The following is a 26,254-nucleotide window of genomic DNA, read 5'->3' on the forward strand; positions in this document are numbered from 1 at the left end:
TTGTCGCAAGCGGCTTATTGCAATGGGGGCAGTGTGTCGGTGGCGGTCGTGCGAAGATGTCGAGGATGGCCTGCCTGACGGCCGGCATGCTCGGTTGCGGTGGTGGTCCCCCGACTCTTTTTTTTCCGTCCCGCTGCCGTGAGGCGGCGGGACTGGAGGAAGGCGTAGGCGATCATCGACATCAGCGCATGTCGGTGTAGCCCTGTCCACGACCGGCCCTCGAAGTGGTCGAGGCCGAGTTCCTCTTTGAGCTGCTGATGCGCCTGTTCGCAGATCCATCGTGCCTTGATGGCGCCGGCGAGCGTCTTGATCGACGTGTCGGCAGGCAGGTTCGAGAGATAGTATTTGCGCTCGCCGGTCGAGCGATGCTCGCCGACCAGCCATACTTCCTCGCCCGGCAGATGCTGGTTGCCCATGTCACGGATACGCTGGGTCGGACCGTCGGCTACGCGCACGCGCAAGGCCGCGAAGCGCGCGGCCAGCCGACCTTTCGTGCCGCGCCGCCAGCTGACCTGTTTCCACGGCTGTCCGGCCAGCAGCGTCTCGGCAGCGACGGACTTGCTGTCGGGGATATGGTGCTGGCGAGGCCGCCCGTGGCCTGCCACCGGGAAGATCATCGCGACATCGGCCGCATATACCTTCTGTCGCCCCGGTATGCCGACCGCCCAGGACAGGCTACGCTCGCTCAGCGCCTGGCGGAACGGCGCGCTCATCCCGTAGCCGGCGTCCGCGAGCACGCAGCCGAAGCGCACGCCCGCGGCCCTTACCTTGTCGATCTCCTCGATGGCGATCTCCGGCTTGGTCAGGGCAGCCTGCCGGTCGGCGGGCACTTTCGCCTTCGCCATGCGTCCCGGGTCGCCGGTCCAGCTCTCCGGCAGGAACAGGCGCAAGCCCACCATCACCGGCACCTCGCGCGATGCCAACGTCACCGACACCATCGTCTGGCAGTTCGCGTTCTTGCCGAGCGACGAGGCATATTGCGGCGCCACGCCGACCGAGTGCCGCCCTTTCTTCGGCATGGCGGTATCGTCGATGACGAGGAAGGCTCCGGCGCCACCCACCAACCGGTCGGCCTCGCTCAGCAGCGCCGCCTCGAGCGGTGCACTGTCCCAGACACCCGCGGCGACGAAGTGGTGGAGCTGGTCATAGCCGGCCTCACCGCCACGAGCGGCCATCGGTTGCACGCTCTTGCGATCGCCGGGACCGATCAGACCAGCGACATACTGCGGACACATCCTGCGTCGCGCTGGATGCGACAGCCCCGCCAGGAACGGCTCAAGCCATCGCTCCAGATCGCTTCGCCAGCCCTCGTCCACCACCATCGCCATCGATCCGTCAGCCTACACTGACACACGAGAATCAACGACGATCCCAGCCGGCTCCTCTAACCTGCCAAAGTAGTGCTAGAATGTTGTTGATCGGCAATTTGTCTCACGCGGCGACGATCGTGCTTTGATGCGAACTGCGAACCGATCCAGGCATGTCGCGTTACCCTCTCGGCAACGAACAATCGAGGATATGACCGATGAAGCTTTATTGGGGTCCGCATACCTGCGCGATCGGGACACATGTTTTGCTGGAGGAGATCGGCAAGCCGTACGAGGCCGAAAAGATCGACGCTGCAGGCGGGGCGACGAAGGAGCCTTGGTTCAAGGCGATCAACCCCAAGAGCAAGGTGCCGACGCTCGTGCTCGACGACGGGCGCGTGCTCACGGAGTTCGGCGCGATTGCGATCTGGCTGGCGCGGCAGAATCCCGAACTGAACCTCGTTCCGACCGACGCCGACGAGGAACAGCGAGCGCTGTCGCTGATGGACTTTGCGGTTGGCACCATCCACGGCCAGGCGTTCGGCCGCGTCTTCATGCCCGAGCGGTTCGAGCCGCAGGATCCCGTGCACCAGACCCTTGGGCTCGGCCAAGCCTCGGTGAAGAAGCAGGGCCGGCAAATGATCGAGGAAGCATTCGCCATCGTCGACGGGCAGGTCGCCGGCCGCGAGTGGGCGGCGGGCGATCGCTTCGGCATCGCCGATGCCGCGCTGTTCTTCGTGGAGCGTTGGGCTGCGGAGGCGGGTGTGGAGCTGCCAGCCAACCTCGCGGCGCATCTTGAGCGGGTGAAGGCGCGACCCGCGGTCCGCACGGTCATGCGGATCTGGGGGGAAGCCTGAAGTCGGCTTACTGAGCGACAGATCCCAGCCAGTGCGCCACTTGCTTCTTAGACGATCATCGCGAAGCGGCGCGGGAGTTACGGGCGGGTAGTCCAGATACATACGCCGCCGGGCCGCAAGTTCGCAGATGCACGGTGCTACTCTTCCACCCCCGCGCGTTGCAGGTCCATCACGTTAGGAAAAGGCGGGCTTAGAATGAAATCGGACGACGGGGACATTGGCGAAGCCGCCTGGATGCGACAACAGGATGTACTGGCCAAGTTCGGCGAATTGGCTCTGCGATCGGACGATCTCGACGCGATCCTCACCGAAGCCTGCCACCTAGTCGGCGAGGCGCTCGGCACCGACCTGTCGAAAGTCCTCGAGCTACAGGAGGACGGCATCACCATGTTCGTGCGAGCCGGTGTCGGCTGGAAGCCGGGGGTGGTCGGCAAGGTGACGGTCAGGGCGGAGAAGGACTCGTCGGAAGGGTATGCGTTGCAGACGGGCAAGCCGGTCACGTCGGACGACATCGATCGCGAAACCCGGTTCCACTACGCCGATTTCCTGAAAGACAACGGCGTGAAGGCGCTGGTCAACGTCGCCATCGGCGGCAAGGGCAGCAGGCCGTTCGGCATCCTGCAGGTCGACAGTCGCCGCCCCCGCCGGTTCGGCGAGCGGGAGACGAGCTTTCTTCGCGGCTATGCCAACCTCCTTGCAGCTGCCGTTGACCGCCTGCGCGGCGCTGCGGAGTTGCGCGACGCGCAGGCGGCCCTGAAGACGCGCGAGGAGGCGCTGAGCCAGAGCAACAAGATGGAAGCGATCGGTCAGCTGACCGGCGGCGTGGCGCACGACTTCAACAACCTGCTGACCATCATCGGTTCGGCGGCGGACTTCCTGCGCCGCGACGACCTGTCGAAAGATCGTCGGGATCGGTATCTCGCCGCGATCTCCGACACTGTCGCGCGGGCCTCCAAGCTCACTGGACAACTGCTCGCCTTTGCGCGGCGCCAGGCGTTGCAGCCCAAAGCGTTTGACGTCGGCAAGCACGTCGGGATCGTCATCGATCTCCTCGGCTCGCTGTTCGGGGACCGGATCCGGATGGATCGGGAGCTGTGCGACCCGGCCTGCTTCGCCCTGGCCGATATCAGCCAGTTCGAGACGGCGCTGGTGAACCTGGCGGTAAACGCCCGCGACGCGATGGACGGCGAGGGCCGCCTGACCTTCAAGGTCGCGACCGCCACCGACATACCCGCGATGCGCGGGCATGCCGCGGTGTCGGGGAGCTTCATCGCGGTCTCGGTCACCGACACGGGCACTGGCATGACGCCGGCGCAGATGACTCAGATCTTCGAGCCGTTCTTCACCACCAAGGAGGTCGGTAAGGGCACCGGTCTCGGCCTGAGCCAAGTATTCGGTTTCGCTAAGCAATCGCAGGGTGAGGTCGCTGTCGAGAGCAGCCGCGGCCACGGTTCCACCTTCACGCTGTACCTGCCACATGACGGCTCGAGGCCGGAGGAGCCAACAGCTTCCGCGGCGCCCCTCCCCAGTCGCATCGCCGCAGATGCGATCTGCATCCTCGTCGTCGAGGACAATGATGCCGTCGGCCAGTTCGCGACCGAGATGCTGCACGATCTCGGCTATCGCACGGTCTGGGCATCGGCCGCTACCAGAGCGCTGGAGGTGCTGGCCGAAGTGGATACCCATATCGACCTCGTCTTTTCGGACGTGATCATGCCAGGCATGAACGGGATCGAGCTTGGGGAGGCGATCCGCCGGATCGACCCGCATCTTCCGGTGATCCTGACCAGCGGCTACAGCAACGTCTTGGCCGAAGAGGGAACGCATGGGTTCGAGCTGATCCACAAGCCTTACTCCGTCGAGGCACTCTCGCGAGTGATCCACACCGCGATCGGCACCGGAACAGCGATGGCGCAGGATGCCGCTTCGAGCGGCTAGATGTCTGGCCACCGCTCCTCCGTGCAGCAGCGCGCCTGCAAAATGCAGGATCGAAAGGGTGGCGTCGAGCTGCAAGCGTCCGGGCAGACAGCTTACGGCGCCGTGGCGAAGGCCACTCGCGAACGAGGTGACCCATTCCCAGACGTTCGGGTCGACTATGCCGCTCCCCGACTTCCGACATTCATTCATCGAGCCTCACGGCCAAACATCGACGGTGGGAACTGGGACAAAGCCGTCGTTCGCAAGACACCCGGCGAACGACGGCTTCCGGCAGAAGCTGCCATTCCCGGAGCTTCAGCGATGCTGTTCAGTTCCGCATCATCGCTCGCTGCTGGCCGAACAGTTTGCGTGTGCGCTTCGACTTGACCTGAAGCGGCGGCGCACGGGTCGTTTCAGCTTCGAACTTCTCCTACCACCGCCAGATGGATTGGCGCGCCCAGCGTCGCGAACAATCTGATCTCCGCCACCAGCAGAACACGATCACCGACCCTGAGTGTGCGGAGCGTCAACCCATGCAGTTCTTCCGTATCATGCGGTGTCTCGGCGCGGCCGCCGATGAACTCAAAAGCCTCAGGTCCAGCCTCGTGCAGGATGATATGGCGCAGAAAGGGAACGAAATGGTGCAGTCCGTAGCGAGATACGGCCAAAGCATGCCCGATCTTTGCGATCATCCTGACAAAGGCGAACACGTCAATCTGGATCGTGGTAAAATTCTTGATGCCATGCTTCGCCAGCTTGTCATGGTCGAGGTTGATTGCCGTCGACCAAGGCGGCGGGTTTCCCGTCGAAACGTAACCGGGCGGCCTGAGCGCGCCCGGAAGATCGAAGCGCGGGATCATCCACATCACCGGATAGTCATCGACCGGGACCATGACCTTGTTGCCCTCGATCCGGTTCACGTTGAACAGCGGCAATTCCTGGGGCCGCTTCTTCGTTCGGGACCGAAGCTGAAGATACTCCCTGACGGCCCGGAAGCCGCCGCGCATGATCAGGGCCTCGTTGCGGCCAGTGATTTGCTCGCAATCCCGGCAGCTCGCCTCAGGCAGAACATAGTTCCCGTTGATCGAGAGTGGCACGATATGCTCCTCGTGGAGCTTTCCACCCTCCGTCGTGTAGGTCGACGCGCCGCAATAAACGCATAGTCCCGCTGGCGCGGATCGGACCTCGGGTCGCATTGGGAACGGGTCGAACGTAACCCAGGTCTCGGCGTCTCGATCCCAACGCGCTAGTCCGTCCGGCCCGAACCGGTCAGCCGGGGGCATGGCTCTCTTGACCTCCCACTTGTCCTCTACCGTGCATGGCTTGCCTTCCGCTCATCTCGTTTCATGCGCTCAGGCGTCGTCGGCCAGCGTAATTGACGCGGCTAGAGCCGCGCCGATCGGCCCCCCGCCTCTCAAGAAAATAGCGGACACGATCGTCATTGTTGTCATCGAACTGCTGTCCCACCTTGCAGGTCAGAAGCAGATCGGCAGCCCAGGTCTCCAGCGGCCAGTCACGCGCCGCGCATTCGGAACGTAGGCGAGCGAAACTTGGAGGCTGGCCCTCCGAAAGAGTCGATAGTGCGCGGTGGACATCATCGGCATCGACGACTCGGTTGCCGATCTGCATGTCGCCGACCCTGATGCGCTGCCGCAGCGGATAGTCGACCGAGTAGGGGAGCTCGGGTGGGTTGTAGAGCAGATAGTAGACGGCCTTCCCGAAATCCTGGTTCAAATTGTCGATCAGGCCGACTTGCCGGTGACCGGCCCGGATCGCCGCGTAGACGCAGTTTTCGTCGAAGCCATACGTGCGGTGGAGTGACGCCGCCGCTTGCTGCCCGTCTCTTCGGATGAAGGCGTTCATGCCGTGCAGGAACCCGATTTCGTCCTCGTCATCTACATCGCCATTGAGTGGGAATAGTCGCTTGGACTGGAGGAGCCCGATCTTCTTCGCGATCAGAGCATCGCGGCGATAGACGAAGACCAAGATCGCAATGTCCGCCGTCTCCCATCGCCGTCGCTGGGGATGATCCCAATCCCAGTGCGGCGCACCAAGCCGGCGCAAACCGCCGATATTGTGCGTATCCATCCGGACGATAGCACCCGATTCGAGAAGCGCCGGGGCGCTATCGGGGATAAGCGCTTCTATGAGACCATCATCGAGCGACGTCTCTCGAATGTTGGGGAGGTTGGCCAAACGCTCGCAGACTTGGCGGTGGGCATCGCGAAAAACGCCGCGGAACCATGCGACAACATCAGTCGGTATCACGGGCCATGGGTTCAAGGACAACTCCTCCTACTGCGATATTCTGGAGCGACGATTGAAGTGTTTCAATCCTGCGATGCATACACGTTGTTGCATCGCCGCATCGAGCGTTGCTCGCGACAGACACCAGGCCCGTTGCGAAGCCAATTATTTTTTCGGTAAGTCGCGCAACTTGCTCTGACGATCACGGCTCTGTCGTCACCGCCCTCTCAGCTCGTCCAGCACATCCATGTGGTCGAACGTGCGGTCGACGCGAGCAACACGGTCAGCGTCGCGAAACGGCGGGATGTCCCAAGTGCCGAGCGGCTCCGGCTGGGGCGGGATGCAGCGCACGAACGAAAGGTCGAGCGTGACCGCCGATGGCGCCGCGCCCGATCCGTGCCGTGTGCGCATCTCGTTATCCGATGGCTCCACGACTGCCTCGCGAAAGACGGTACGCTCCCGTTGCCGTGGTTCCGACCATGTTGCTGCGGAGGATTGCAGAAGCTGTTCAGGCATGTCGGGCGCGGCAAGCATGACAGCATGCGCAGCTTCCCACTGAAGATCGTTGATGAGTGCGGCCTCGGAAGGATCATCGAGCAGGACAATGTCCCGCGCGTCGGTCGCGACTTCATAGGCAGCGGCGTCGAAACCGAACAGCGCGAGCCGCGGTCCGAGCGGGAGGAACAGCTGCAGCCCGACATTGGCATATCCCGTCACGCTGATGTGCTGATCCTCATAGTGCCGGTTGTGAAAGACCACCGGCGTGTCGGAGGCGATGAACGGCACCGCGCTGCAATTTTCGACCAGCACCAGCTTCAGGTCGGCGAGCAGGCTTGCGCCGATCGTCGTATAGCTCATCAGCTCGGACACCGCGTTCGTCCGCCTGATCCGCACGCGGTCGAGCGCCTCGACGATCTCGCGGTCCCCTTCGAGCTCCGCCTTCGTGCGCAGGATCGACTTGGCGACCTTCTCCGAGCCCTCATTGTGCTGCTCGGCCGCCCCGACAGTGCGAGCATGCTGCATGCCGAGATAGAAGATCAGCCATTCATGATCCTGGCTCGCGGCCGCGGGCAACCGCCGGTCGCGAACGACCTCGCCGAAGATCCTTGCCGCGTGCCCCTCGATATCGCCGAGGGCACGCTCGGTGCGACCATCCTTGCCGTAGAAATAGTCGCGGCACGCCTGACCTTTGATCGGCGCGCCAGGAATGAACTTGCGACGGTCGATGACGAAGACGCCGATCCGGTTGTCGCCCGCGCGCGCGAACAGGCGCATATACATCTGCGGCACATAATGATGGCTCTTGTTCTGGGGCATGCGCGCGTCGGGCCGAGGACTGCTAGAGAGAGATCATGACGATTTTCGCGCGCCGTCGAATCCAGTCAATGCTCGATGCGCTCGCACCTGTCCTCGGACCGGAAAAGGGCCGCGATCTCCTACGCCGACTCAATGATCCCAAGCAGGTCGAGCAGGCGCTACCCGCGGAAATGGAACTTGCCCTGCTCTGGGCGATCCAATCCCTCGGCGACCTGGAGATCGAGCCGGAATGGTGGGGCGACAGCCGGCGACCCGACGCGATCACCGATGCCTTCGTCGAAGGGCGTACCACCGCGATCGAGATCGCGGCCACGACCGACAATGCCATCTCCGGCGAAGAGGACATGGACGCGATCGCGGTCCAGATCTCCGAGGCCGCCAGCCGCGCCAGCAAGGGCACCGGCGACTATCTCTATTTCCGGTATCGCGAAGAGAGTGGATATATCGACGGTCGCTACATCCGTCGTCGGCTGGCACCCCGCGGCTATCGTCTCACCGACGACGAACGCGCCGCAATCACGCGGTGGATCGGCTCGGGTCAGTCCCGTTCGGCACGTCTGCACCTCCGGGCCAAGGGGCTTGACGTCGAGGTCGAGCACACCGAGCACAAGCAGATCCGCTACCATAACCTCTATTCGTCGATGCCGCCGGAAGCGCACTCGCTCGAGGACAACCCGCTATTCGATCTGCTGGTGCGCAAGGCCAAGCAATTGCGCGCCGCTGCGGCCGGCACCCTGCGTGTCCTCTTCGTCGCCGATGTCGGATCGACTTTGCTCCGGCGGGTCGGTCGCTTCGGCGAGATCGATCACACCCGCCGGTTCGTATCGGCGCGCGAGATCATCCTGCACTTTCTCGCCGGTCGCGGCCGCAACGTCGATGCCGTCGTCACGTTCTCGCCGTTCAAAGAACTGCAGCGGTCCAACGGTCTCGATCCGGACGGGCGCAGGCCACGATGCTGGACCGTCGCCTTCTTCGGCACGCCGCAATTGTCGAAACCGCCGCCCGCGCTCGAAACAATGGCGGCGCTCCTGCCCGAGCCCCACTATGAGGGCTATCAGGCGCGCTCCCTCTTTCGCCAAGGCGCCTTCTCTCCTTCCAGGACAGGACAATATCTCGGGATGACGATACGATCCATTCACGGCTCCGGCCGGTTCACCGTCGAATTCCCGGCACGGATGCTCCTCGATCTGCTCGCCGGCCGGATGACCGAAGAGCGCTTCCGCAAACGGCTCGACCCACGCGACGAAGGGCGGAATATTTTCAAGACCTGGCTGGATCAGGGCTTCACGATCAGCGATGCCGAGCTGGCGCCTCGCAGCATCGATGAGGATGACGATCATCTGATACTGCATTTCACTGACGATCCAGCCGCACGGCCGTTCAAGCTGCCCGAACAACCGGCCGAAGATGCGTCCGGAGGCGACCCGGGTTTGGACCGGGATGCCAGAGATCATTGAGGGCTGATCCATGATCCGGACGCTTGGCGAGATGCTGGAGACCCTTCGTCGCGCAGAGGCCAGTCGGCTCGATGAGGTGGACATCAAGCACGCGCCCACAATCGGCGAGATGTACGAGGGCCTCACGCAGGACGTCCTTGATCGCGCCATTCCGCTTGGGCTCGATCTGAAGGTTGTCAGCGGCTTCGCGATCGACGGCAATGGTGGCACGACCGGCCAGCTCGATTGCATGCTCGTGCGCGGCGAAGGCATCCCCGTCCCCTACACGGCGGGCAAGTTCCAATGGCATGTGAAAGACGTTCTCGCGGTGTTCGAGGTGAAGAAGACCCTCTTCGGCGAGGATCTCGGGGAGGCCTATCAGCAGCTCAAGAGCGTCTCGCAAATCACGAGCGCGTGGCTGCACAAGGCCAAGGGCGAGTATGAATTCAGCCTCAGCGCATCGATGCGGGCCTATGCCGAATGCACCGGCGAGATTACGCCACCGGCCAACCAATGGCTCCAGATGGACCCGGCCCGGCACCTAATCTTCCATACGATCATGTTCGACCAGATTGCTCCGGTCAGGGTCATGTTGGGCTATTTTGGCTATTCGACCGAAGGTGGACTACGGCGCGGCTTTTCAAGCCTGCTCGCGAAGAATCTGCGAATTCACGGCTTCGGGCCGCCCACTTTGCCGAACCTGATCGTCGCCGACGGCGCCGCGCTCGTCAAACTCGGCGGTCATCCCTATCATCAACCGGTCAAGGCCGACGGATATTGGCCGATCCTCGCCAGTTCGCACATCAACCCCACGCTCCTGATCCTGGAAATGATCTGGACCCGGATCAGCTACCTTCGCCCCATGGCCGAGCTGTTCGGCGAGGATCTCGAGCTGGAGCTCCTGTCACCCTTTCTCGAGGCCCGCCCGGTCATCCCGGACAATCCGGAGCAGGCACAGGGCTGGATGTACCGGGAAACACCGATGAGCGCGAAGCAGCTCGCCGAAGGTCCCGACCATATGGAATGGGCGCCGGTCGAACTCGACGTTCAACAGAATGTTGTCCTGGACCAGCTGTGCAGGAAGGATGTCTATACGACGGAGCCAGACCTGCTCGCGTATCTCGCTTCCTCCGTGCGCGATCCCGAGACATTCTTCCGATCGCTCATCGAAACGAATCTCGTCGCCTTGGACGGTACGCGCTTGGTTCTAACGACCGTCCAGCTCGCCATCGTGATCTTGCCCGATGGTCGAACTGTCGCGGGCGAGAACAACACTGGACGACTGGAACGCTGGGTGCAGCGGTTCATGGAGCGTCGCGGCAAGGCGGATGGTGCCGGTTCCGAGGGCGGCGCCGAGCTAAGCGATCCATAGTGACAGCGAAAATCGCGCGGCTTAATCGTGATGCCGTCGACCGGCTGGCCGAGAACGATGCCGGAGGCGCGCATTGAGGTTAATCGACGCGGCTGACTGTACGGCATCTGCGAAATGACCATTCTTGGGCGTTTTGCTGACCGCCAGCGTTTGGAGGTGCGAATGACCGGATTCGGCCTCAGGCGACGCTCTTGTGGCCGCATCGGAACGGCGTGAATTGGTCGACTGCTGACCGGCAGCTTACCCATCGATCGAAGCTCGGACGAGTCAGGCTGGGGTGTGGACCTGTGTCGCCGGAGAAGGCGGTCCTGATTCTGCGCGCGCTCGGGCGTCCGGCGCGCGCGGACCTGCTGCTGATCTCGCTGGGCCTCCACGAGGCTCTCTCGTGTGAAGATGTCGCGTTTCTCGAAGCTCTTCTTGCCGACATGCCCATCTTCGTGGAGCGGCTGACCGCGCTCGGCTCGTGCCTCAACCCGCGCTGGGCCCGCGGCAGCATGCTCTATCTCGCCGATGCGATCGAGCGCCACGCCGAACCCCTCCGGGCGGCCGACACTTTCCTGCAGCTCGATCCGACCAGCCCCGTGCGATGAAAGCGCGGCCGGGCGCGCGGTCTAGGCTTCGCCTTCAGCGTCGTCCTCGTCTTCGTCCTCACGTTCGTCGTCCGGGTTATAGATATCCTCCTCCTCGCCGAGCTTGCTCAGCGTCTTTCCATTCCATGACCAGGCCTGATGGCGGTCGACCGACCCGAGTGAATCATATCCTTGCAGCGCGGTCCGGCTCTCGAACAGGATCCAGACCAACCGGGTTTTCGTCACCTGGAGATAGTCGGCCATACGAGCTTTTTCGAACAGGAGCGCGACATCCCCGCCGCCGCCGATCTGGGCGGCAACGGCCTGCTCGGAAACATCCATCCAGCTGCGCGCGCCGTCCCAGAGGAGGACATTGTAGGCGACGAGTTCCGGCGCGGGCACCCACAGGTCATGCACCGGAGTCTCCGGGTCCTCGAGGCGATTGATAATAGCGGACGAATGCCTCCCAATATCCGCGTCAAGCGGCCATCGACCTGGATGGGTGTTGAACGCGACGCTCATTGGGAACTCGCCATCATAAAGATAGGAGAGTTCCGGGATGCTCGAGCGCGGGATCGAGGCGGCGATCTTCTTACTGAAGGTTCTCATCTTGCGGTCTGGAACCAGCAGGGATTGCACACGCCGAGGACCGAGGCGCGACAGGTCGCTCGCCTTATCCTCGTGCCGCCAGTCCTGATATCCCGACAGCATGACCCAATCCTTGGCGACCAGCTTGATCGTCTGGCTGCCGGACAGGGCCGCGACCCAGTCCTTCGGATCCTGCTTTCCAGGACTGGCGGGCGCCGGGGTGAAGAAATCGGTGAGACCCACGCCCGGTATGGGGTCTGCCTGGTCTTCACCGAGATCCGTGGGATCGAGCGTGCGGAGTTCGATGGCCTGCAGATCCGACGGGTTGGGTGCGCCGTCCCATGACGAAGTCCGGTATGGAACATGATCGTGCAGCTGCCCGAGTAGGCGCGAGAGGAAGATCCACTGATGCTTCTTGCTGACGCGGCGGTGCCGTGACGGCACGCCCCTTTCCTGGCCGTAGCGACGGACCAGCTCCCAATCATAGGCAAGCGCGAACTTGTTTGCGCCCTCGTAGCCGAGTGCGAGAATCTGCTCGACGATCCACTGCTTCAGAAAATCGACCGTCAATCCGGCTGCTGCGAGCTCGAATGGTCTGAGCTGCGGCTCGACGCAATAGCGCGCGAAGTCGGGTGCGAAAGACTTGCCCAATTCGAGATTGCCGGGAAGGTCGGGATGAGCCTGCTCGAGGGCCTGCCAGTCGGTGTAGGTCAGCGTGAGGGGCCAGGCGCTCGTAAAAGGAGGGCGCACAAGGGCGGCTGTCGCGATGCATGTCATGGTGCCGGCGCCGACGCCCTGCTCGACGATCATCCGTCCTAGATCGCGCAGCACCACATTGGCAGGTGGCATGCCGGTTGCGAACAGCCGCGTAAATACGATGTCCGCGATCTCGCCCCAGTAGGCGTCATCCCGTTGGAGCAGGCCCGCACCATATGCCGAATTCAGCACACGCTCGCGGGTGAAATCATCATCGCGGTCGATGAAGCGGTCGAGCACGGCTGCGCCGACCGCCTGCGCAATCATGAGTCGCGTCAGCGCCTGGGATGCTTGGTCCCTGATAAGCAGGTCGGCGCAGCCGGTCATCCATGCGAGCGCTACGCCGAGAAGTGTGGCGGAATCGACCGACAGATGTGCCAGATCCTGCTCGCGCGCAATGCGGACGAGCTGTTGAGCGGGACCGGACTGCTCCCAGGCCTGCGTCAGCATCTTCGTCCACAGTGCGTCGCGGTCGATGAGCGGATAACGCTGAAGAAGCGCATCCAGCCAGTCGGCATTCAGCGGATGGCCGGGGACGGCGGCAACGGCGAGCACCTGATCGAACAGCGTGATGAGATCGATGAACCGGCCGTGTCGGAGCACCCAGGCGGTGCTGTTGAAGCTTTCGAGGTCACGCCAGACCAGGACGCCGAGTGCCAGGACCGTGACCTCCCGATTGACTGCGGACCCTTGCAGGAGGTCGGCGATCTCGATGCCGAGCATCTCCGGCAACAGGATCGAATAGGCCTGGATGAGCCCGGCATGTGCGGCCACGGCCTGCGGCGATGCGACGAGCGCCGCGAGATCTCCTGACAGGAAGCGTGCCTCGACCGAGGCTTTGTCGTGACCGGACAGGTTCGCTTGCGCGATCAGCACGTCGCCCAGGCGCTCAAAGGCGAAGCGCAGGTGATGTCCGCCCCCGTCGGCCGACACCGAAACTAAGTCGCCCTCCTCCATGGCTCGAAGCAGGGAGGTCGACGCCTTTTCCGATCCCCGAACCGCTTCCAGCGCCGTGCGGGCATCGCCGAGCGGGAGCGACCGCGCACCGCGCTGGCCCATGAGCGCGGCGAGGACCGCGGCGCCATCGCGCACGGGATTCTCGATACGGGCGTCATAGTCGAGCAGTTCCGCCGCCTTCACATTCGCGCCGTCGAGGATCGCGGCGATCAGCCGTGTCAGGCTGACCTGGCCGCCCGGGATCCGACCCCAATTCATGCTGAGCGCCGCGCGACAGACGAGATGCAGGAAGAGCGGATTGGCAAATTCAGGCTGGGCGACGACCTCCGCCGGCGGGCCGACCTTGTAGAATGCCGCGAAGGAATAGGCGGCGTCATATTCGCGACCCGCAAATCCCGCGTGCGTGAAGGAGATGAGTGCGGCGCCAGCTGCGCCGAGAGCATCCTCAACGAAGATGTCGCGGCAGGTGAGCAGCAGCTTGATCGGCTGATTCCGGAGGTCCGCCTCGAGCTGCGGCAGCCAGGATTGCCACTGCCTGCGGTCGGGCGTCTCATTGACGGCATCGACCATGATGACGAACGGTGCGCCCGTGCTCTCGGCATAGGCCGAAAACATGCCGATCATCTCGCCCTTGGTCGTGGCCGCGCTCAAGCCCAGCTTGGCGGCGATGACGCTCCATAATGTCTGGCCGGAGGTGATCTCCTGGCCAAGAATAGTCAGCGCTGCGCGACCGGCTGCGACCCGTTCCTTCGTGGCATCGATCGTCGTGTGGGTCTTGCCGATGCCGGCAGGTCCTCGCATGAGGAGGATGTCGGCCCCCGCCGCGCGCGCCGACGGGCTCTCCGCAAACGCCATCATCTCGCCCAGCAAGCGGATGGCATCGCGAGATCGGTCGAGGTCTGCAGCCGGAAATGCGACCTGATAGGCGCTCTGAAATTGCCGCCAGCCGACAGTATCATTCTCCGCGCCGTGGGTCGCGTCGAACTCTGCCTTTAGCGTTGCTTCCAGAAATTGGGCCACCGGCAGCGTCGCAACGCAGAGCGTTTGCAGCGCGTGGCGTTGGGCCTCGGTAAAGGTCAGGGCCTCTACCGCAGCACAGCAGGTCCGCGCGGTTTCAAGCGCCGCCAGTATCTGCTGGGCGGGGAAGGCGTGCGCTCCTGGAACCCAGCGGCGCCAGCTGTCGACCGCGGCCCGCACGCGATGGCCCCAACCCGCCGTCACCGCGCTCCAACCGGGATCCAGCCCGAACGCCTTTAGCGTGTCGGTGGCGTCTGTTCCGACGCGCAGACTGGGCGAATATCGTGGCCCGGCTATGCGTTCGGCAACGTCAGCTGCTGACTTGAGCGACGCAGCGTCGAGGTGGGTCGTGCCGAACCAGTAAAGATTCCTTCCCGCAGTATTGTCCATGCCGAGGAACCTCGACTTCAGGTCGCTCGCCATCCACCATTCGACGGCGACCGTGGCACCACGCCGGCTTGCAAGGTCCACAAGGTCCTTGCGCCAGGCCTCGAGCGTATCGGCGGTGCCAGTTCCACTCCGGGCCGCGATCGTCGGCGTCGGATCGAAGGGCAACGTCACGATGTAGGTCTCGAGGGTCGGGTGATTGTCGAGCGCCGTATCGAGCGACTTCTCGAGCTGGGCCTTGTGTGCGGCTTTGAGGGGCAGGAAGAATTTCGACTGGAGGCCGGTCACCCGGCCGCTCGGGAGACGCCATATCGCCTCGACACCACCATCGCCGCCGGCCCCCCTATACCTTTGGTGCTGGGCGCCTGCAGGCACCTTCAGCTGTCGGAAGAGTTGTGCGGAAAACTCCTCAAAACCCTCGCGGCGGTCGCCGCCCTCGGCTCGGATCTTCGAGAAATCAAGGTCAGGGATCATCTCGGCGCCATGTTGAAAAGGATCAATATGGCAGCGCATCTAGCGAAGCCTATTCGCGCCGTCATCCACCCCGCTCGCTCGCCAGCTATGCCGCGTAAGTGCCTTAGAATGCGATATACGTCATCGGCTTAAGCGCCGTCCAAGGGCGTTTCATTTCGGGCGCGGCAGTGCCACTAAGGCGATATGCTACCGCCTATCCTCTACAAATATCGGTCCGACAATGAGCTGACGCTCAAGATCATCAGTGATCGCCAAATCTGGCTCGCCACGGCCGAGACGCTCAACGATCCGCTGGAATGCCAGACGGGGCAGATTCCCGATGACTGGAAGCGCAAGATCATTCGGGAGCAGGAAGAGGCTCGCTTCATGGGCGTGTTCTTCGACGTCAATCTGCGCCCTGCCGAAACGATATTGTCGTTGGATCGCCGCGAGACGAAGCAGTGGCGGAAGGCGTTCGGCAAGCTTCCTCATCATCGCAAGGTGCGGAAGATGCACCAACTCTATGATCGTCACGGCTTGCATCTGTCCGACATGAGCAACATTTTCGATAAATTAGAGAATCAGCTCGCGACTGTTGGAATATTCAGCCTGTCCGAAACGGAAGAACAGCAGTTGCTCTGGTCCCACTATGCCGACAGTCATAAGGGCATCGTGTTCGGTTTTACGGTAGAGGACGGCGCTGCATTGGCCAATCCGAGCCATCTCCTCAAAGTTGACTATAAGGACGAAAAGCCGGTCTTCGCCGAAGGCTATCAGGGAGAGTTCCGGCTTTGGCAGGCTGCGGACGGCAGCATGCGCTCCGAAAGCCGTTTCGCCTTCAACGATCCGGTGTTCCGAGCCAGCATCAGCACAAAACCCTGTTTCTGGTCCTATGAGCAGGAATGGCGATACGTTCATGAACGCTCGGGCCTTCATCCGCTTCCCGGCCGGCTCGCGAGCGTGACCTTCGGCTACCGCATGCCGGCTGACCGTCGCGTCGCCTACGCGCTTCTGCTCAAGCAGCATGGGTTCGACGTCGAGCTGAAGGAGATGAAGCGGACGGACGACGGAAAGTGGGCCACGGGATCCTATCGGAGCTGAGCGCCGGCGCGGGCATGCGCAACGCTTTCCGAAGACTTTCTATCATATCATTCTCCGAAAGGCTCTCTCGACCGTCCTGGTGTGTACAGCGGCACGGTAGGGTCCTGCCGGCATCGCGTGATGCCTATCGCGCGATCATTGCCCGAACGGTTGAGAACGGCGCGGAGGCGGTGATCAAGGATCGAAAGACTCACATTTGGGGCGCTTGCTGTCCGGCAGCTTCTGTCCGATCCAGACGTTCGCAACGCACCTGGTGAACGGCAATACCTGGTCGTGATCTGCCCCAACCTCGAACGTCTTTCGACACAGGTTACCGGCACGGAGGTCATCCCCGTCGGCCGATCGTAGGGCGCCATATCAATCCTTATCCAGCGTTAAAGCGTGGCGCACTTCAGGCAGCGGATCGGTTGCGGCAGCGGCCAACCAGTCGTTGATCGCCGGATTCGTGCTCCCCGCAGCGCGAAGCGCCAGCGCCAAGCGAACTGCCTGCTGCCGAACGAGCGAGATGCGTCCGGCATCTTCGCTCAGCAAGGTGATACGATCGTAGCTGGTAGCGACGAGCAGGTCGCCGAGTTTTACATCCAGGCGGTTGCGCAGGTTATCGTCGAGACGGCCCGCGCGTGCGAGCCTGACCGCGAGGCCCATCAACCGCCACAAGGCGGGTGATTGCTGAACCTCGATCACGGCGATCAGCTGCTCGACCAGCGCATCGGGCGCCTTTTGCATCTCCGACAGATCGCTTTCCGCCCATTTGACAAGCGCTTCGCCCGCATAGCTAGCCTCGTCGCCGTCGAGCGAGAGCAATCCGCGTCGGATATGGTTCTCGAGCGCATTGCGGGCAGTCGTCATGGTAACGAATGGAAGTAGCGCCGCGACCGCAGCGGGCGATCCGGTTTCGTCGATGAACTTGAGCAAGGCCGTCATGCGCCGACGGACGCGGTCGCCCTTCACAAGGTTCGGTGCAAGCGCCCAACTGAGGCAGGCACCGGCGAGGCTGTTGGCTTGCCGAGCGTCAAGCCCGCGCATGCTTGTGTCGAAAATCGCGGCCAAGTCGTCGCGATCAGGTTCGGCGAAACGGCTTACCACGATGCGATCGAACAATGTGCGCGCTTCCTTGGCATTGGGCATCAGCTTGCCGGCCCGTACAGCGCGCAAGATGATGTCCAGCTGCTCGGGCTCGATCTCGCCTTTGGACAGGCGAAAGACCCGCTCACGCACGTTCTGCGCGGCGTTCACTTGCGGTACGCCGAGGGTCGCCCAGAAGAACGGGAAAACCGAGGTGGCGGCGGGGAGCGGTGGTGTCTCGCCGTCGAGCTGACTCCACGACGCGCGAGCGAACTTCTGGGCCTCGCTCGGGGTAAGAATTTTCTCGTGCTGGAGGAAGGTGAGCCGGCTGATCGCCTTGTCGCGCGCTTCTCCCTGCCCCTCCACCGCGCGCAGCAGATTGTCGACGATCGGCCGGAGACCCGGCCGCCGCTTCCGGCCCTTGAAGTCGACATGGTTGAGCCACGGCACCGGATCGGGGCTGTTATAGTGCTCGACGAGCGGCAGCGTGAGGTCCGCGATTGCCATCGTCTCGCGGGCCGCTGGCGCGACCGTTTTGATCGTCGATTCGAGAAGCGATGTGACAGGTTTAACGAGCCGGTGGTCGCGCAGCCGGCCGGTCGTCCACAGTGTCACAGTCTCGATATGGAGTGCCTCAGCTCGTCCGTCGTCGAGCCGGATCGCAAGCCGAGCGATCATCGCCAGAACGGTCTCCAGCCGCTCAGTGGCGAAGGTAAATTCCTCGTTTGCCGCGGTTGTCCGCCGCTCCAGCCAGTAGTCCCGTGCGCGCGACAGCTGGACGAAGAGTTCGTTGACATCCTCGGCACCCAGCACAGCCATCGCGATCCGCGAGAAATCGCGTTCGAACTCAGGCATGCCGGTCGTCAATCCGGCCGCGATGACCCACCGATACCATTCGGCGATCGCTAACCGATCGAACTGCAGCGCGGCCACGCGCTGTTCGGTGAACAAGTTGACATGGGGGCCGCGCGGCGGGACGCCGCTTATCTCGAAGAAGCGCGTCAGTTCAATTGCAAGAGGGACATGGGTGCCAAACTGAATGCTTCTCCCGGCGCGCGCATAGGATCCCGGTTCAAAATTGGGCCGCAAGCGACGTGCCGCGACCGCGGCCTTCTCCACTTTTTCTGTGACCGCTTCCTTGAAGCGATCGATCTCGAACCAAGGATCGCAACGGCTTTCCCGAAACCCCTCGGGCCAGCGCTGGAAGTTCGATCCGAATGGCCGCCCATAGCCATTCTGATGAAACAAGGCCCAGGCCAGCCGAGACCGGATCCACAGCGACCCGCGATCGTCGCGCTCGCGATCCCTGAGATCTGTAAGCGTGGCGGATAGCATAGATCGAGCGTCGTCGATCTGACCGCATCGGACCAGCACGTTGGTGCGGCTCAAACCGAAGGCTGGGTCGTCGCCGGTGATGTTGGTGGCAAGTGCCAGCGCTTGCGCAAAGTCCATCTGTCGCACCGTGCGTAAGGCTTGGCGATAATAGCTTCGAGCGAGCATGTCGGAGCCAACGCGGGCCCGATCGGCGATGAGCGCCGTCATCGTCTCGAACAGCTGATCGTGGCCATCCTCATCAGCATAATGTTGCAGCGCGAGCGCGATCGCGATTCGCCCCTCCTCGTCGAGATCGGGCGAAGATACTGGATCGGCGAAGCGCTGGATAAGCGCTACCTCATCATCGAAGAGCGGGGTGAGGGCTGCGTCGCGCCGCCAGCACAATTCCCGCATCAGGGTTGCTGCCTCGCCGGCGGCGAGTTGCTCGATCAGCTTTATCGAGGGCAAAGTGCTGTTGAGGCGGAGCGTCAGCCGTGCTCCTTGCGGACAAACGAGCCATCCGGGATAGGCTCGACGGTCGGCTGTCCAGGCACTGATCATCGCTCGGGCGTGCTCGCAGTTCAACGAATTTTCATTCTGGCCCTGCTGCGTGGGCGTCCAGTCGTGTAGGGGCGGCGGCTTAAGCGCATGGAGCGCATTGAGGATAAGCCGTGTCGCCGCCGCGTGCCGGTCAGCTGGCTCGACATGAGCAACGGCGTCATGGACATCGATCGGCGCGATGTTGTGGCTCTCGAGATATTTGCGCTTGGCCGGATTCAGATTAAGCGCGCCGGCAAGATAAATACGCCTGGCCCCGCCGCGCAAATGATCGCGCACCCAGCCAGCCCAAGCGAGAAAGTTGGGATCGTCACCCGAAAAGCCAAGCATGACAAGCTCGTTTTCGACGAAGCATTGCCGCGCCAGATTGACGAAGGCGCCGCGGCGATCAGCATAGGTCCGATAGTCTTCCTCGGCGATGATGAAGTCGGCGTTCGCCCCCATCGAACCATGCAGCTTGATGATCCGCGGCGCTTTCGCGAACGCGATCTCGGCAGTGCTCCGCACGGGGTCGTAGACTATGTCGCCGAGACGTGCCGCGCGTTCGAGCAGCGTGTCATAATTGGTGGTGAGGACATCGGCCCAAGGCAGGCTCAACAGGCGGGCGTGGCTCGCCGACGGATTCCAGGAACTGTCGCGGATGTGATGCCGGATAAACGCATCGAGCGCCGACTGCCCGAAGTATGCGCGATATTCCTCCGCCAAGCGCAGCGGATCCCATGGCGCCATCCCCTCCGTTCCCGGGTAGAGGTCGTGCGTCATCGCGTCCGCTAGGTCCTTCCAGAGCGGCGGTGGTGGCGTGTCCGGGCTGGTCAGGATAGCGTCGCGGCTAAAGCCCGCACCGATTAGAACCGCGGCGCCTCGTAGGCCGGCGAACTTCCAGAGCGATCGGGCCAGTTGCTGGAGCGCCGGATAGTCGGCGATTAACGCGATGTCGGGCTCGGCCTTAGGTTGTGTCATGCGCCTAAGACTGCTCATTCCGGCCGCGGAAGGAAAGCAGCCTTCTCAGTTGGTTTTGGCGATATAGGACGTCAGCCCACGCGTCCCTCGGCTTGTGCCCAGCCAAGACAGGCAACGTCTCCGGCATGGCGCGGCCGCGACAAGCCGGCGTGCGGCCGGCTCCTTCGCTGACGTTCCGATCGCTGGCTTTGATCAGGGCGATTGGCAGTTGCTGTCAGGACCAAACGTTTATCGGTCCAAGAGTGAACGACTGGCTCTGGTCGCAAGCTGCCGCACCGCGTTTTCCACCCTCACCTCGCCGTTTGAACAAACGGCAGCTAAGCCTCTCCCGCTCTCCGAAGCGGCCGTTCCGCTTTCCACCATTTTCCCGAACGAGCCATATCAATCCCAGCTTCGCCCTTGCACGTTCTGCATTCGTACGGCACGTGTTCCCCATGCCGACTCACTAACTGGCGAGCGTGTCTGGCTTGAATGCGACGGCATGGTGTCGATGCCGCAGGGATTGTTGTGGGCCGCCTTGTTTCCCGCACCCTGCCGAACGGGCTCCTCGTGGAGCAGGTCCGCCGTGGTAGGGCCATCTGTCGGATCGCGTGACGCCGCGATCTTCTCCTTCGAGAGGATCGCCGTGTCATGTCGTTCATCGATAGCAGCCTAAGTGCCGAAAAGCGGACGCGGAGCCAGGAGCTCGGGTACGAGCTCAACGAACGTCGCGTTCCGTTCACGCAACGCGAAGCGGCCGGTCTCGCCGGCGACAATGTCGTCGAACAAGAGGCGGAGCTACCGGAGATCATCGACCTCGCGGTCGAGCTGATCCGGGCGTACCGCGCCAAGTGCCCGACGAAGGGCTGGAGGAAGATTCGCCGTCTGGTTCGAAAAACTCGTAAGCGTCAGATCGACGCGTCGAGATACGAGCCCCTCCCCTGGGATGGAGACGCGCTGACGTTCATCCAATATCTCGAGACGCAATTGTCGCCGGCCGGCAATCAGAAGATCATCGACCAAGTCGGAGCCACGCTCGGGCTTCCCTCTCCAACCGCCTGCGCCACCGAGATCCGCACGCTACCGGCGGACCTGCGCAAGCCGCTGGTCGGGCTCGACATGTCGTTGCTCCATTCCGCGCTCGCTCGCTCCGTTGTTGATTGCCGTCCGGTCGAGGCCCGGTTCAGGGCAATCTGGAAATATCGCTTGGTCGCCGTCGCGCAACGTCAAGCGAGCGCGCTTGCGGATGCGGCTCGCGAGCCCAACGGCTTCCGGGTCGCCGGTCCCGTGGCGTCCCCGTCCATGGCGCACATCTTTCTCAGGGCGGTGACGGCTCCGGCAATGGTCGTCAACCGCATCGCCGCCCTTCTGCCGACGCTTTCGCTTCCCGAGGATGACGATTAGGCCGCAATCGACCAAATGATCGCCGAGGGACTCCTGGAACGGCATCACGCCGACATCCTGGCGGGCGCCGCGCGCACCGTCCGTCATCGAATCAGCATGGATGCGAACACCGGCATGACCATCGATGTCATGAATTGTCTGCGCTTTCTCGCCAACGGTGCTCGCCCGGCCGCCTTGTTGGTCAACGGCGACATGGAAAATGACGGGCTGGGTGGACGGGAACCCATCGACCATCTGCTAGGCCTGACCGGTGCCGAGGCTGTTGCGTTCGTCGCCGAACAGCTGCTGTTGGCATGCGCGACGGTCGACGCCTCGACATGGTCGGCACGTGGCAAGGTCAAGGCGAACCGATCCGCCCTGGCCTTGCCGTCCGAGACCCGGGTCGGGATCGTCGCCAACATCCTCGCCCATGAGCATGTGCCGTATCGCTATGCTTCCGGCACGCGCGGGGTCCGCGATGGGTCGAAGCACGATCCGCTCTCGCCGGCGTACAAGCCTATGCGCGGCGCGGTGAGACGCATGCGGGAGAAATGCGCCGGGACCAGCCGTGACCGCTTGGTGCGCCACTTCGGGATCGATCCCAATGCCTGCCTTGGCTGAGAACACGAACGTGCGATCCGTCAAACCCAGGTCTGCGGAGACGCGCGCTCACCTGACGGGGCGTGTCGCCTGTCAACCCTCCCCTGCCGGACCATCCCGCCTCGTCCGCGGCGGAGGATCGCCGCGCTCGCGCGTTGGCGAACTTGGTACGGTTGCTCGCCCGTCAGGCCGCGGCAGACCATGTGCGGGCGGACTACGTAAAGGAGCGCTGAGATGAAGCCGGCCAGCCTGCGAGTCGGCATCTATGCCCGGCATTCGACCGAAATGCAGACTTCGACGTCGAGCGCCGATCAGGCGGCGGCGTGCGAGCCGCTGGTCCGGCAACTCGATGGCATCGTCGCCTGCGTCTATCTCGACCCCGAGACGTCGGGCTATCGCCGCGCCCGCCCAGGGCTCCAGCGACTGCTCGAGGACGTCCGCGCCGGGCGCATCGACATCGTCGTCGCGGAGTCGCTCGACCGGCTGGCGCGCGACCCCGAGGATGTGAGCTGGCTCGGCAAGAAGCTGCGCTACGACCGCGTACAACTGCATACCGTCAGTGAAGGGCATATAGACGAGATCAAGCTCGCCGTCGCAGGCCTGCTCGGCGCGCTGTTCCTAAAGGGGCTTATCGAGAAGACCCGTCGTGGTCTCCAGGCGGTGGTGCTGTCTGGCCGTTTCGCGGGCGGCCTCGTCTATGGCTACCGCAAGGTCGTGCGTCTCGACGGCAAGGGCAACGTCATCTGCGGCCTGCGCGAGATCGACGAGGCGCAGGCGGCAGTCGTCGAGCGCATCTTCCGCGACTTCGCCGCCGGCCGGTCGGCCGGACAGATCGCGACGGCGCTCAACGAAGAGCGGGTGCCGAGCCCGCGCGGCGGCGAGTGGAACGCCTCTACCATCCGCGGCGACCCGAAGAAGCTCGTCGGCATCCTCAACAACCCGCTTTATCGCGGCCAGATGGTCTGGAACCGGCGCGAGTGGCGCAAGAACCCGGACAGCGACGCGCGCGAACGGCGCTACCGGCTGCGCGACCCGTCCGATTGGATCCGGATCGAGGCATCGACGCTGCGCATTATCGACGACACGGTCTGGGACGCAGTCCAAGCCGAGCTCGCGCGCCGGGCGCGTCCGACCAGTGCCGGCGAGGTTGCCGGGCGTCGTCGCCAACGCCACCTGCTCTCAGGTCTCATCAAATGCGCCACGTGCGGGTCGAGCTACGTCATCTCAGGCAAGGACTATAATCGCTGCGCTGGGCACAAGGAGCGCGGCACCTGCTCGAACCGGCTGTCGGTACGCAAGTCGGTTATCGAACCGGCAGCGCTCGCCGCGATCCGCGACGATCTGCTGACCGACGAACACGCCCGCGTCTTCGTCGACGAGTTCCGCCGCGAGGCGAAGCGGCTGGCGAGGCAGCAGGTCCAGCGGGACGAGGGCACGCGCGAGCGTCTCGCTGAAGTCGCGACCGAACTCACTAACCTCGAGCGCAACATGCTGGCCGGGGTGTTGAGTCCGACGCTGACGCGCCTGCTCGGCGAGCGCGAGGCCGAGAAGGCGGATCTGCAGGCGAGGCTGGCGACAACGCCGGCACCGACGCCGCTCGCCATAATGCCGCCGGCGCCAGTGCTTATGGAGCAGTTCGCCGCGCGGGTCGCGAATCTCTACGCGTCGCTGGATGCGGAGGAGAGCCGCACCGAGGCGGCAGGCATCGTCGCGCAGCTCATCGACCGGATCACGATCCACCCGCACGGTGCGGATGGTCCGGAGGCGGAGGTTGAGGCGTCAGCGGGTGTGCTGCTGCGCTTTGCCATGAACGAGAACAGCCGCCGTCCCGGTGGGGACGGCGGCTGTTCTATAGCGGTGGTTGCGGGGACAGGATTTGAACCTGTGACCTTCAGGTTATGAGCCTGACGAGCTACCGGGCTGCTCCACCCCGCGCCAACACTCGGACCCGCTACGCGGGTGAACACGTGAATAGGTTCCCCAACACGCACCGGCCGCAAAGCCTGGCGACGACCTACTCTTCCATCGCTTAGGCGATAGTACCATCGGCGCTGTCCGGTTTCACGGCCGAGTTCGGGATGGGATCGGGTGGGTCACGGACGCTATGGCCACCAAGCTATGGGGCCGACGCGTGTTGAGGCTCAGAAATCGATGCGTGCACTATGCTGACAAGTCCGCCATCCGCAGACAGCAGCGCTGTCGTTGATGGCGGGGCTCTCAAGCGCGAATAGAGCGATTAGGACCGGTTAGCTCCACGCGTTACCGCGCTTCTACATCCGGCCTATCAAGGTCGTGGTCTTCGACCGCTCTGTGATATCTTATCTCGAGGGAGGCTTCCCGCTTAGATGCTTTCAGCGGTTATCCCGTCCGTACATAGCTACCCTGCTGCACCGTTGGCACGATGACAGGTCCACCAGAGGTACGTTCAACCCGGTCCTCTCGTACTAGGGTCAACTCCTCTCAAATATCGACGCCCACGGCAGATAGGGACCAAACTGTCTCGCGACGTTCTGAACCCAGCTCACGTACCACTTTAATTGGCGAACAGCCAAACCCTTGGGACCTGCTCCAGCCCCAGGATGTGATGAGCCGACATCGAGGTGCCAAACAACCCCGTCGATATGAGCTCTTGGGGGTTATCAGCCTGTTATCCCCGGCGTACCTTTTATCCGTTGAGCGATGGCCCTTCCACGAGGGACCACCGGATCACTATGACCGACTTTCGTCTCTGCTCGACTTGTCAGTCTCGCAGTCAGGCTGGCTTATGCCATTGCACTCTAACAGCCGGTTTCCAACCGGCCTGAGCCAACCATCGCGCGCCTCCGTTACTCTTTGGGAGGCGACCGCCCCAGTCAAACTACCCGCCACAGAGGGTCCCTGTCCCGGTTTCACGGAACGAGGTTAGACATCAGAAAACAACAGGGTGGTATTTCACCTATGGCTCCACCAAGGCTGGCGCCCTGGCTTCAAAGCCTCCCACCTATGCTACACAGTTCTTTCCTAATGCCACTCTGAAGCTGCAGTAAAGGTGCACGGGGTCTTTCCGTCTAACCGCGGGTACTCCGCATCTTCACGGAGAATTCAATTTCGCTGAGCATGTGCTGGAGACAGTGGGGAAGTCGTTACGCCATTCGTGCAGGTCGGAACTTACCCGACAAGGAATTTCGCTACCTTAGGACCGTTATAGTTACGGCCGCCGTTTACCTGGGCTTCATTTCAGTGCTTGCACACCTCCACTTAACCTTCAGGCACCGGGCAGGCGTCAGACCCTATACGTCGTCTTGAAGCCGACTTAGCAGAGCCCTGTGTTTTTGCTAAACAGTCGCTACCCCCTGGCCTGTGCCCCCCGGCAGTGCTTGCGCATAGCCGGGGCCTCCTTCTTCCGAAGGTACGGAGGCAATTTGCCGAGTTCCTTCAGCACACTTCTCTCAAGCGCCTTGGTATACTCTACCAGACCACCTGTGTCGGTTTCGGGTACGGACTATACGGGGAGGCTATTTCCTGGAACCGCTTCGAAGCACGATCAATCCAATAAGATCGTACCACTTACGCGATCCGTCACACATCCCCAGGCTCAGGAATATTAACCTGATTCCCATCGACTACCCCCTTCGGGCTCGTCTTAGGGTCCGGCTCACCCTGCGCGGATTAGCCTTGCGCAGGAACCCTTGGTCTTTCGGCGACAGGGCATCTCACCCTGTTTATCGCTACTCATGTCTGCATTCGCACTTCCGATACCTCCACGCCCCATTACCAGGACGCTTCGCAGGCTTACGGAACGCTCCGCTACCGCGTGCTTGCGCACACCCTAAGCTTCGGTACACGTCTTTAGACCCGTTACATCTTCGCCGCAGGAACCCTTGTTTAGACCAGTGAGCTGTTACGCTTTCTTTAAAGGATGGCTGCTTCTAAGCCAACCTCCTGGTTGTTCTGGGATTCCCACATGCTTTCCCACTTAGACGTGATTTGGGGACCTTAGCTGTAGGTCAGGGCTGTTTCCCTCTTGACGACGGACCTTAGCACCCGCCGTCTGTCTCCCGGACATCACTCTTGGGTATTCGGAGTTTGGTTAGGTTTGGTAGACCTCGCGGCCCCCTAGCCCATCCAGTGCTCT

The 26,254-nt window shown here is 62.8% G+C and carries 15 protein-coding genes, 1 tRNA gene and 2 rRNA genes (1 of these 18 running past the window's edge); 9 read left to right on the forward strand and 9 right to left on the reverse strand.

Translation table 11 applies throughout. The features are described 5' to 3' along the window. Positions 1-14: 14 nt before the first annotated feature. On the reverse strand, positions 15-1,322 hold the full coding sequence (locus ACOFKX_RS08085; protein ID WP_419827379.1) for an IS701 family transposase: 1,308 nt from the start codon (positions 1,320-1,322) through the stop codon (positions 15-17). 203 nt (positions 1,323-1,525) lie between these two features. Between ACOFKX_RS08085 and ACOFKX_RS08090 the strand changes: the two genes are divergently transcribed. Both ACOFKX_RS08090 and ACOFKX_RS08095 read left to right on the forward strand, forming a co-directional pair. Further along, positions 1,526-2,164, forward strand: a complete 639-nt coding sequence (locus ACOFKX_RS08090) for a glutathione S-transferase family protein (protein ID WP_419826502.1) — start codon at positions 1,526-1,528, stop codon at positions 2,162-2,164. A gap of 195 nt (positions 2,165-2,359) precedes the next feature. Continuing rightward, positions 2,360-4,102, forward strand: a complete 1,743-nt coding sequence (locus tag ACOFKX_RS08095) for an ATP-binding protein (RefSeq protein ID WP_419826503.1) — start codon at positions 2,360-2,362, stop codon at positions 4,100-4,102. 392 nt (positions 4,103-4,494) lie between these two features. Here the strand turns inward: ACOFKX_RS08095 and ACOFKX_RS08100 are convergent, their stop codons facing one another. The 3 genes from ACOFKX_RS08100 to ACOFKX_RS08110 all read right to left on the reverse strand — a co-directional run bounded on the left by ACOFKX_RS08100 (position 4,495) and on the right by ACOFKX_RS08110 (position 7,645). Further along, positions 4,495-5,178 carry a hypothetical protein gene (locus ACOFKX_RS08100; protein WP_419826504.1) on the reverse strand — a complete coding sequence of 228 codons (684 nt, stop codon included), beginning with the start codon at positions 5,176-5,178 and terminating at the stop codon, positions 4,495-4,497. 247 nt (positions 5,179-5,425) lie between these two features. Then, complete coding sequence (locus ACOFKX_RS08105; RefSeq protein ID WP_419826505.1) at positions 5,426-6,364, reverse strand: hypothetical protein; 939 nt, start codon at positions 6,362-6,364, stop codon at positions 5,426-5,428. A 180-nt stretch (positions 6,365-6,544) separates the two neighbouring features. After that, the gene (locus ACOFKX_RS08110; protein WP_419826506.1) at positions 6,545-7,645 is read right to left on the reverse strand and encodes a DUF4238 domain-containing protein; all 1,101 of its coding nucleotides are present in this window, start codon (positions 7,643-7,645) and stop codon (positions 6,545-6,547) included. Between the two features lie 35 nt (positions 7,646-7,680). Between ACOFKX_RS08110 and ACOFKX_RS08115 the strand changes: the two genes are divergently transcribed. The 3 genes from ACOFKX_RS08115 (at position 7,681) to ACOFKX_RS08125 (ending at position 11,043) form a co-directional block, all read left to right on the forward strand. After that, entirely contained in the window at positions 7,681-9,102 is a 1,422-nt protein-coding gene (locus tag ACOFKX_RS08115) for a hypothetical protein (protein WP_419826507.1), read from the forward strand. A gap of 10 nt (positions 9,103-9,112) precedes the next feature. Continuing rightward, positions 9,113-10,453 carry a DUF6602 domain-containing protein gene (locus tag ACOFKX_RS08120; RefSeq protein WP_419826508.1) on the forward strand — a complete coding sequence of 447 codons (1,341 nt, stop codon included), beginning with the start codon at positions 9,113-9,115 and terminating at the stop codon, positions 10,451-10,453. Between the two features lie 287 nt (positions 10,454-10,740). Then, complete coding sequence (locus tag ACOFKX_RS08125) at positions 10,741-11,043, forward strand: hypothetical protein (RefSeq protein WP_419826509.1); 303 nt, start codon at positions 10,741-10,743, stop codon at positions 11,041-11,043. A 21-nt stretch (positions 11,044-11,064) separates the two neighbouring features. Here the strand turns inward: ACOFKX_RS08125 and ACOFKX_RS08130 are convergent, their stop codons facing one another. Then, the gene (locus tag ACOFKX_RS08130) at positions 11,065-15,201 is read right to left on the reverse strand and encodes a hypothetical protein (protein ID WP_419826510.1); all 4,137 of its coding nucleotides are present in this window, start codon (positions 15,199-15,201) and stop codon (positions 11,065-11,067) included. 183 nt (positions 15,202-15,384) lie between these two features. Between ACOFKX_RS08130 and ACOFKX_RS08135 the strand changes: the two genes are divergently transcribed. Next, positions 15,385-16,281 carry a DUF2971 domain-containing protein gene (locus ACOFKX_RS08135; RefSeq protein ID WP_419826511.1) on the forward strand — a complete coding sequence of 299 codons (897 nt, stop codon included), beginning with the start codon at positions 15,385-15,387 and terminating at the stop codon, positions 16,279-16,281. Positions 16,282-16,638: 357 nt separating this feature from the next. On the opposite strand, the gene ACOFKX_RS08140 is transcribed toward ACOFKX_RS08135, so the two are convergent. Next, the gene (locus tag ACOFKX_RS08140) at positions 16,639-20,178 is read right to left on the reverse strand and encodes an SIR2 family NAD-dependent protein deacylase (RefSeq protein ID WP_419826512.1); all 3,540 of its coding nucleotides are present in this window, start codon (positions 20,176-20,178) and stop codon (positions 16,639-16,641) included. Positions 20,179-20,808: 630 nt separating this feature from the next. On the opposite strand from ACOFKX_RS08140, the gene ACOFKX_RS08145 reads away from it, so the two are divergent. From ACOFKX_RS08145 to ACOFKX_RS08155, 3 genes are all read left to right on the forward strand, one after another. Continuing rightward, positions 20,809-21,561, forward strand: a complete 753-nt coding sequence (locus ACOFKX_RS08145) for a hypothetical protein (RefSeq protein ID WP_419826513.1) — start codon at positions 20,809-20,811, stop codon at positions 21,559-21,561. Positions 21,562-21,576: 15 nt separating this feature from the next. Beyond that, complete coding sequence (locus tag ACOFKX_RS08150) at positions 21,577-22,161, forward strand: hypothetical protein (RefSeq protein ID WP_419826514.1); 585 nt, start codon at positions 21,577-21,579, stop codon at positions 22,159-22,161. 264 nt (positions 22,162-22,425) lie between these two features. Next, a complete protein-coding gene (locus ACOFKX_RS08155) occupies positions 22,426-24,042 on the forward strand; it encodes a recombinase family protein (protein WP_419827380.1) in 1,617 nt (538 codons plus the stop codon). Here ACOFKX_RS08155 and ACOFKX_RS08160 read toward each other — a convergent pair. From ACOFKX_RS08160 to ACOFKX_RS08170, 3 genes are all read right to left on the reverse strand, one after another. After that, positions 23,999-24,075, reverse strand: a tRNA-Met gene (locus tag ACOFKX_RS08160). The two genes, ACOFKX_RS08155 and ACOFKX_RS08160, sit on opposite strands and share 44 nt — an antisense overlap. Positions 24,076-24,141: 66 nt before the next feature. Then, positions 24,142-24,256, reverse strand: a 5S ribosomal RNA gene (gene rrf, locus ACOFKX_RS08165). A gap of 100 nt (positions 24,257-24,356) precedes the next feature. Continuing rightward, positions 24,357-26,254 (reverse strand): 23S ribosomal RNA (locus tag ACOFKX_RS08170) (it continues 893 nt past the right edge of the window).

The organism is Sphingomonas sp. (genome assembly GCF_965200105.1).
GTDB lineage: Bacteria > Pseudomonadota > Alphaproteobacteria > Sphingomonadales > Sphingomonadaceae > Solisphingomonas.

Coding starts and splice junctions, on each gene's coding strand:
- ACOFKX_RS08085 (WP_419827379.1), bottom strand. CDS start 1,322: ATGGTGGTGGACGAGGGCTGGCGAAGCGATCTGGAGCGATGGCTTGAG.
- ACOFKX_RS08090 (WP_419826502.1), top strand. CDS start 1,526: ATGAAGCTTTATTGGGGTCCGCATACCTGCGCGATCGGGACACATGTT.
- ACOFKX_RS08095 (WP_419826503.1), top strand. CDS start 2,360: ATGAAATCGGACGACGGGGACATTGGCGAAGCCGCCTGGATGCGACAA.
- ACOFKX_RS08110 (WP_419826506.1), bottom strand. CDS start 7,645: ATGCCCCAGAACAAGAGCCATCATTATGTGCCGCAGATGTATATGCGC.
- ACOFKX_RS08115 (WP_419826507.1), top strand. CDS start 7,681: ATGACGATTTTCGCGCGCCGTCGAATCCAGTCAATGCTCGATGCGCTC.
- ACOFKX_RS08120 (WP_419826508.1), top strand. CDS start 9,113: ATGATCCGGACGCTTGGCGAGATGCTGGAGACCCTTCGTCGCGCAGAG.
- ACOFKX_RS08130 (WP_419826510.1), bottom strand. CDS start 15,201: ATGATCCCTGACCTTGATTTCTCGAAGATCCGAGCCGAGGGCGGCGAC.
- ACOFKX_RS08135 (WP_419826511.1), top strand. CDS start 15,385: ATGCTACCGCCTATCCTCTACAAATATCGGTCCGACAATGAGCTGACG.
- ACOFKX_RS08140 (WP_419826512.1), bottom strand. CDS start 20,178: ATGACACAACCTAAGGCCGAGCCCGACATCGCGTTAATCGCCGACTAT.
- ACOFKX_RS08145 (WP_419826513.1), top strand. CDS start 20,809: ATGTCGTTCATCGATAGCAGCCTAAGTGCCGAAAAGCGGACGCGGAGC.
- ACOFKX_RS08150 (WP_419826514.1), top strand. CDS start 21,577: ATGATCGCCGAGGGACTCCTGGAACGGCATCACGCCGACATCCTGGCG.
- ACOFKX_RS08155 (WP_419827380.1), top strand. CDS start 22,426: ATGCAGACTTCGACGTCGAGCGCCGATCAGGCGGCGGCGTGCGAGCCG.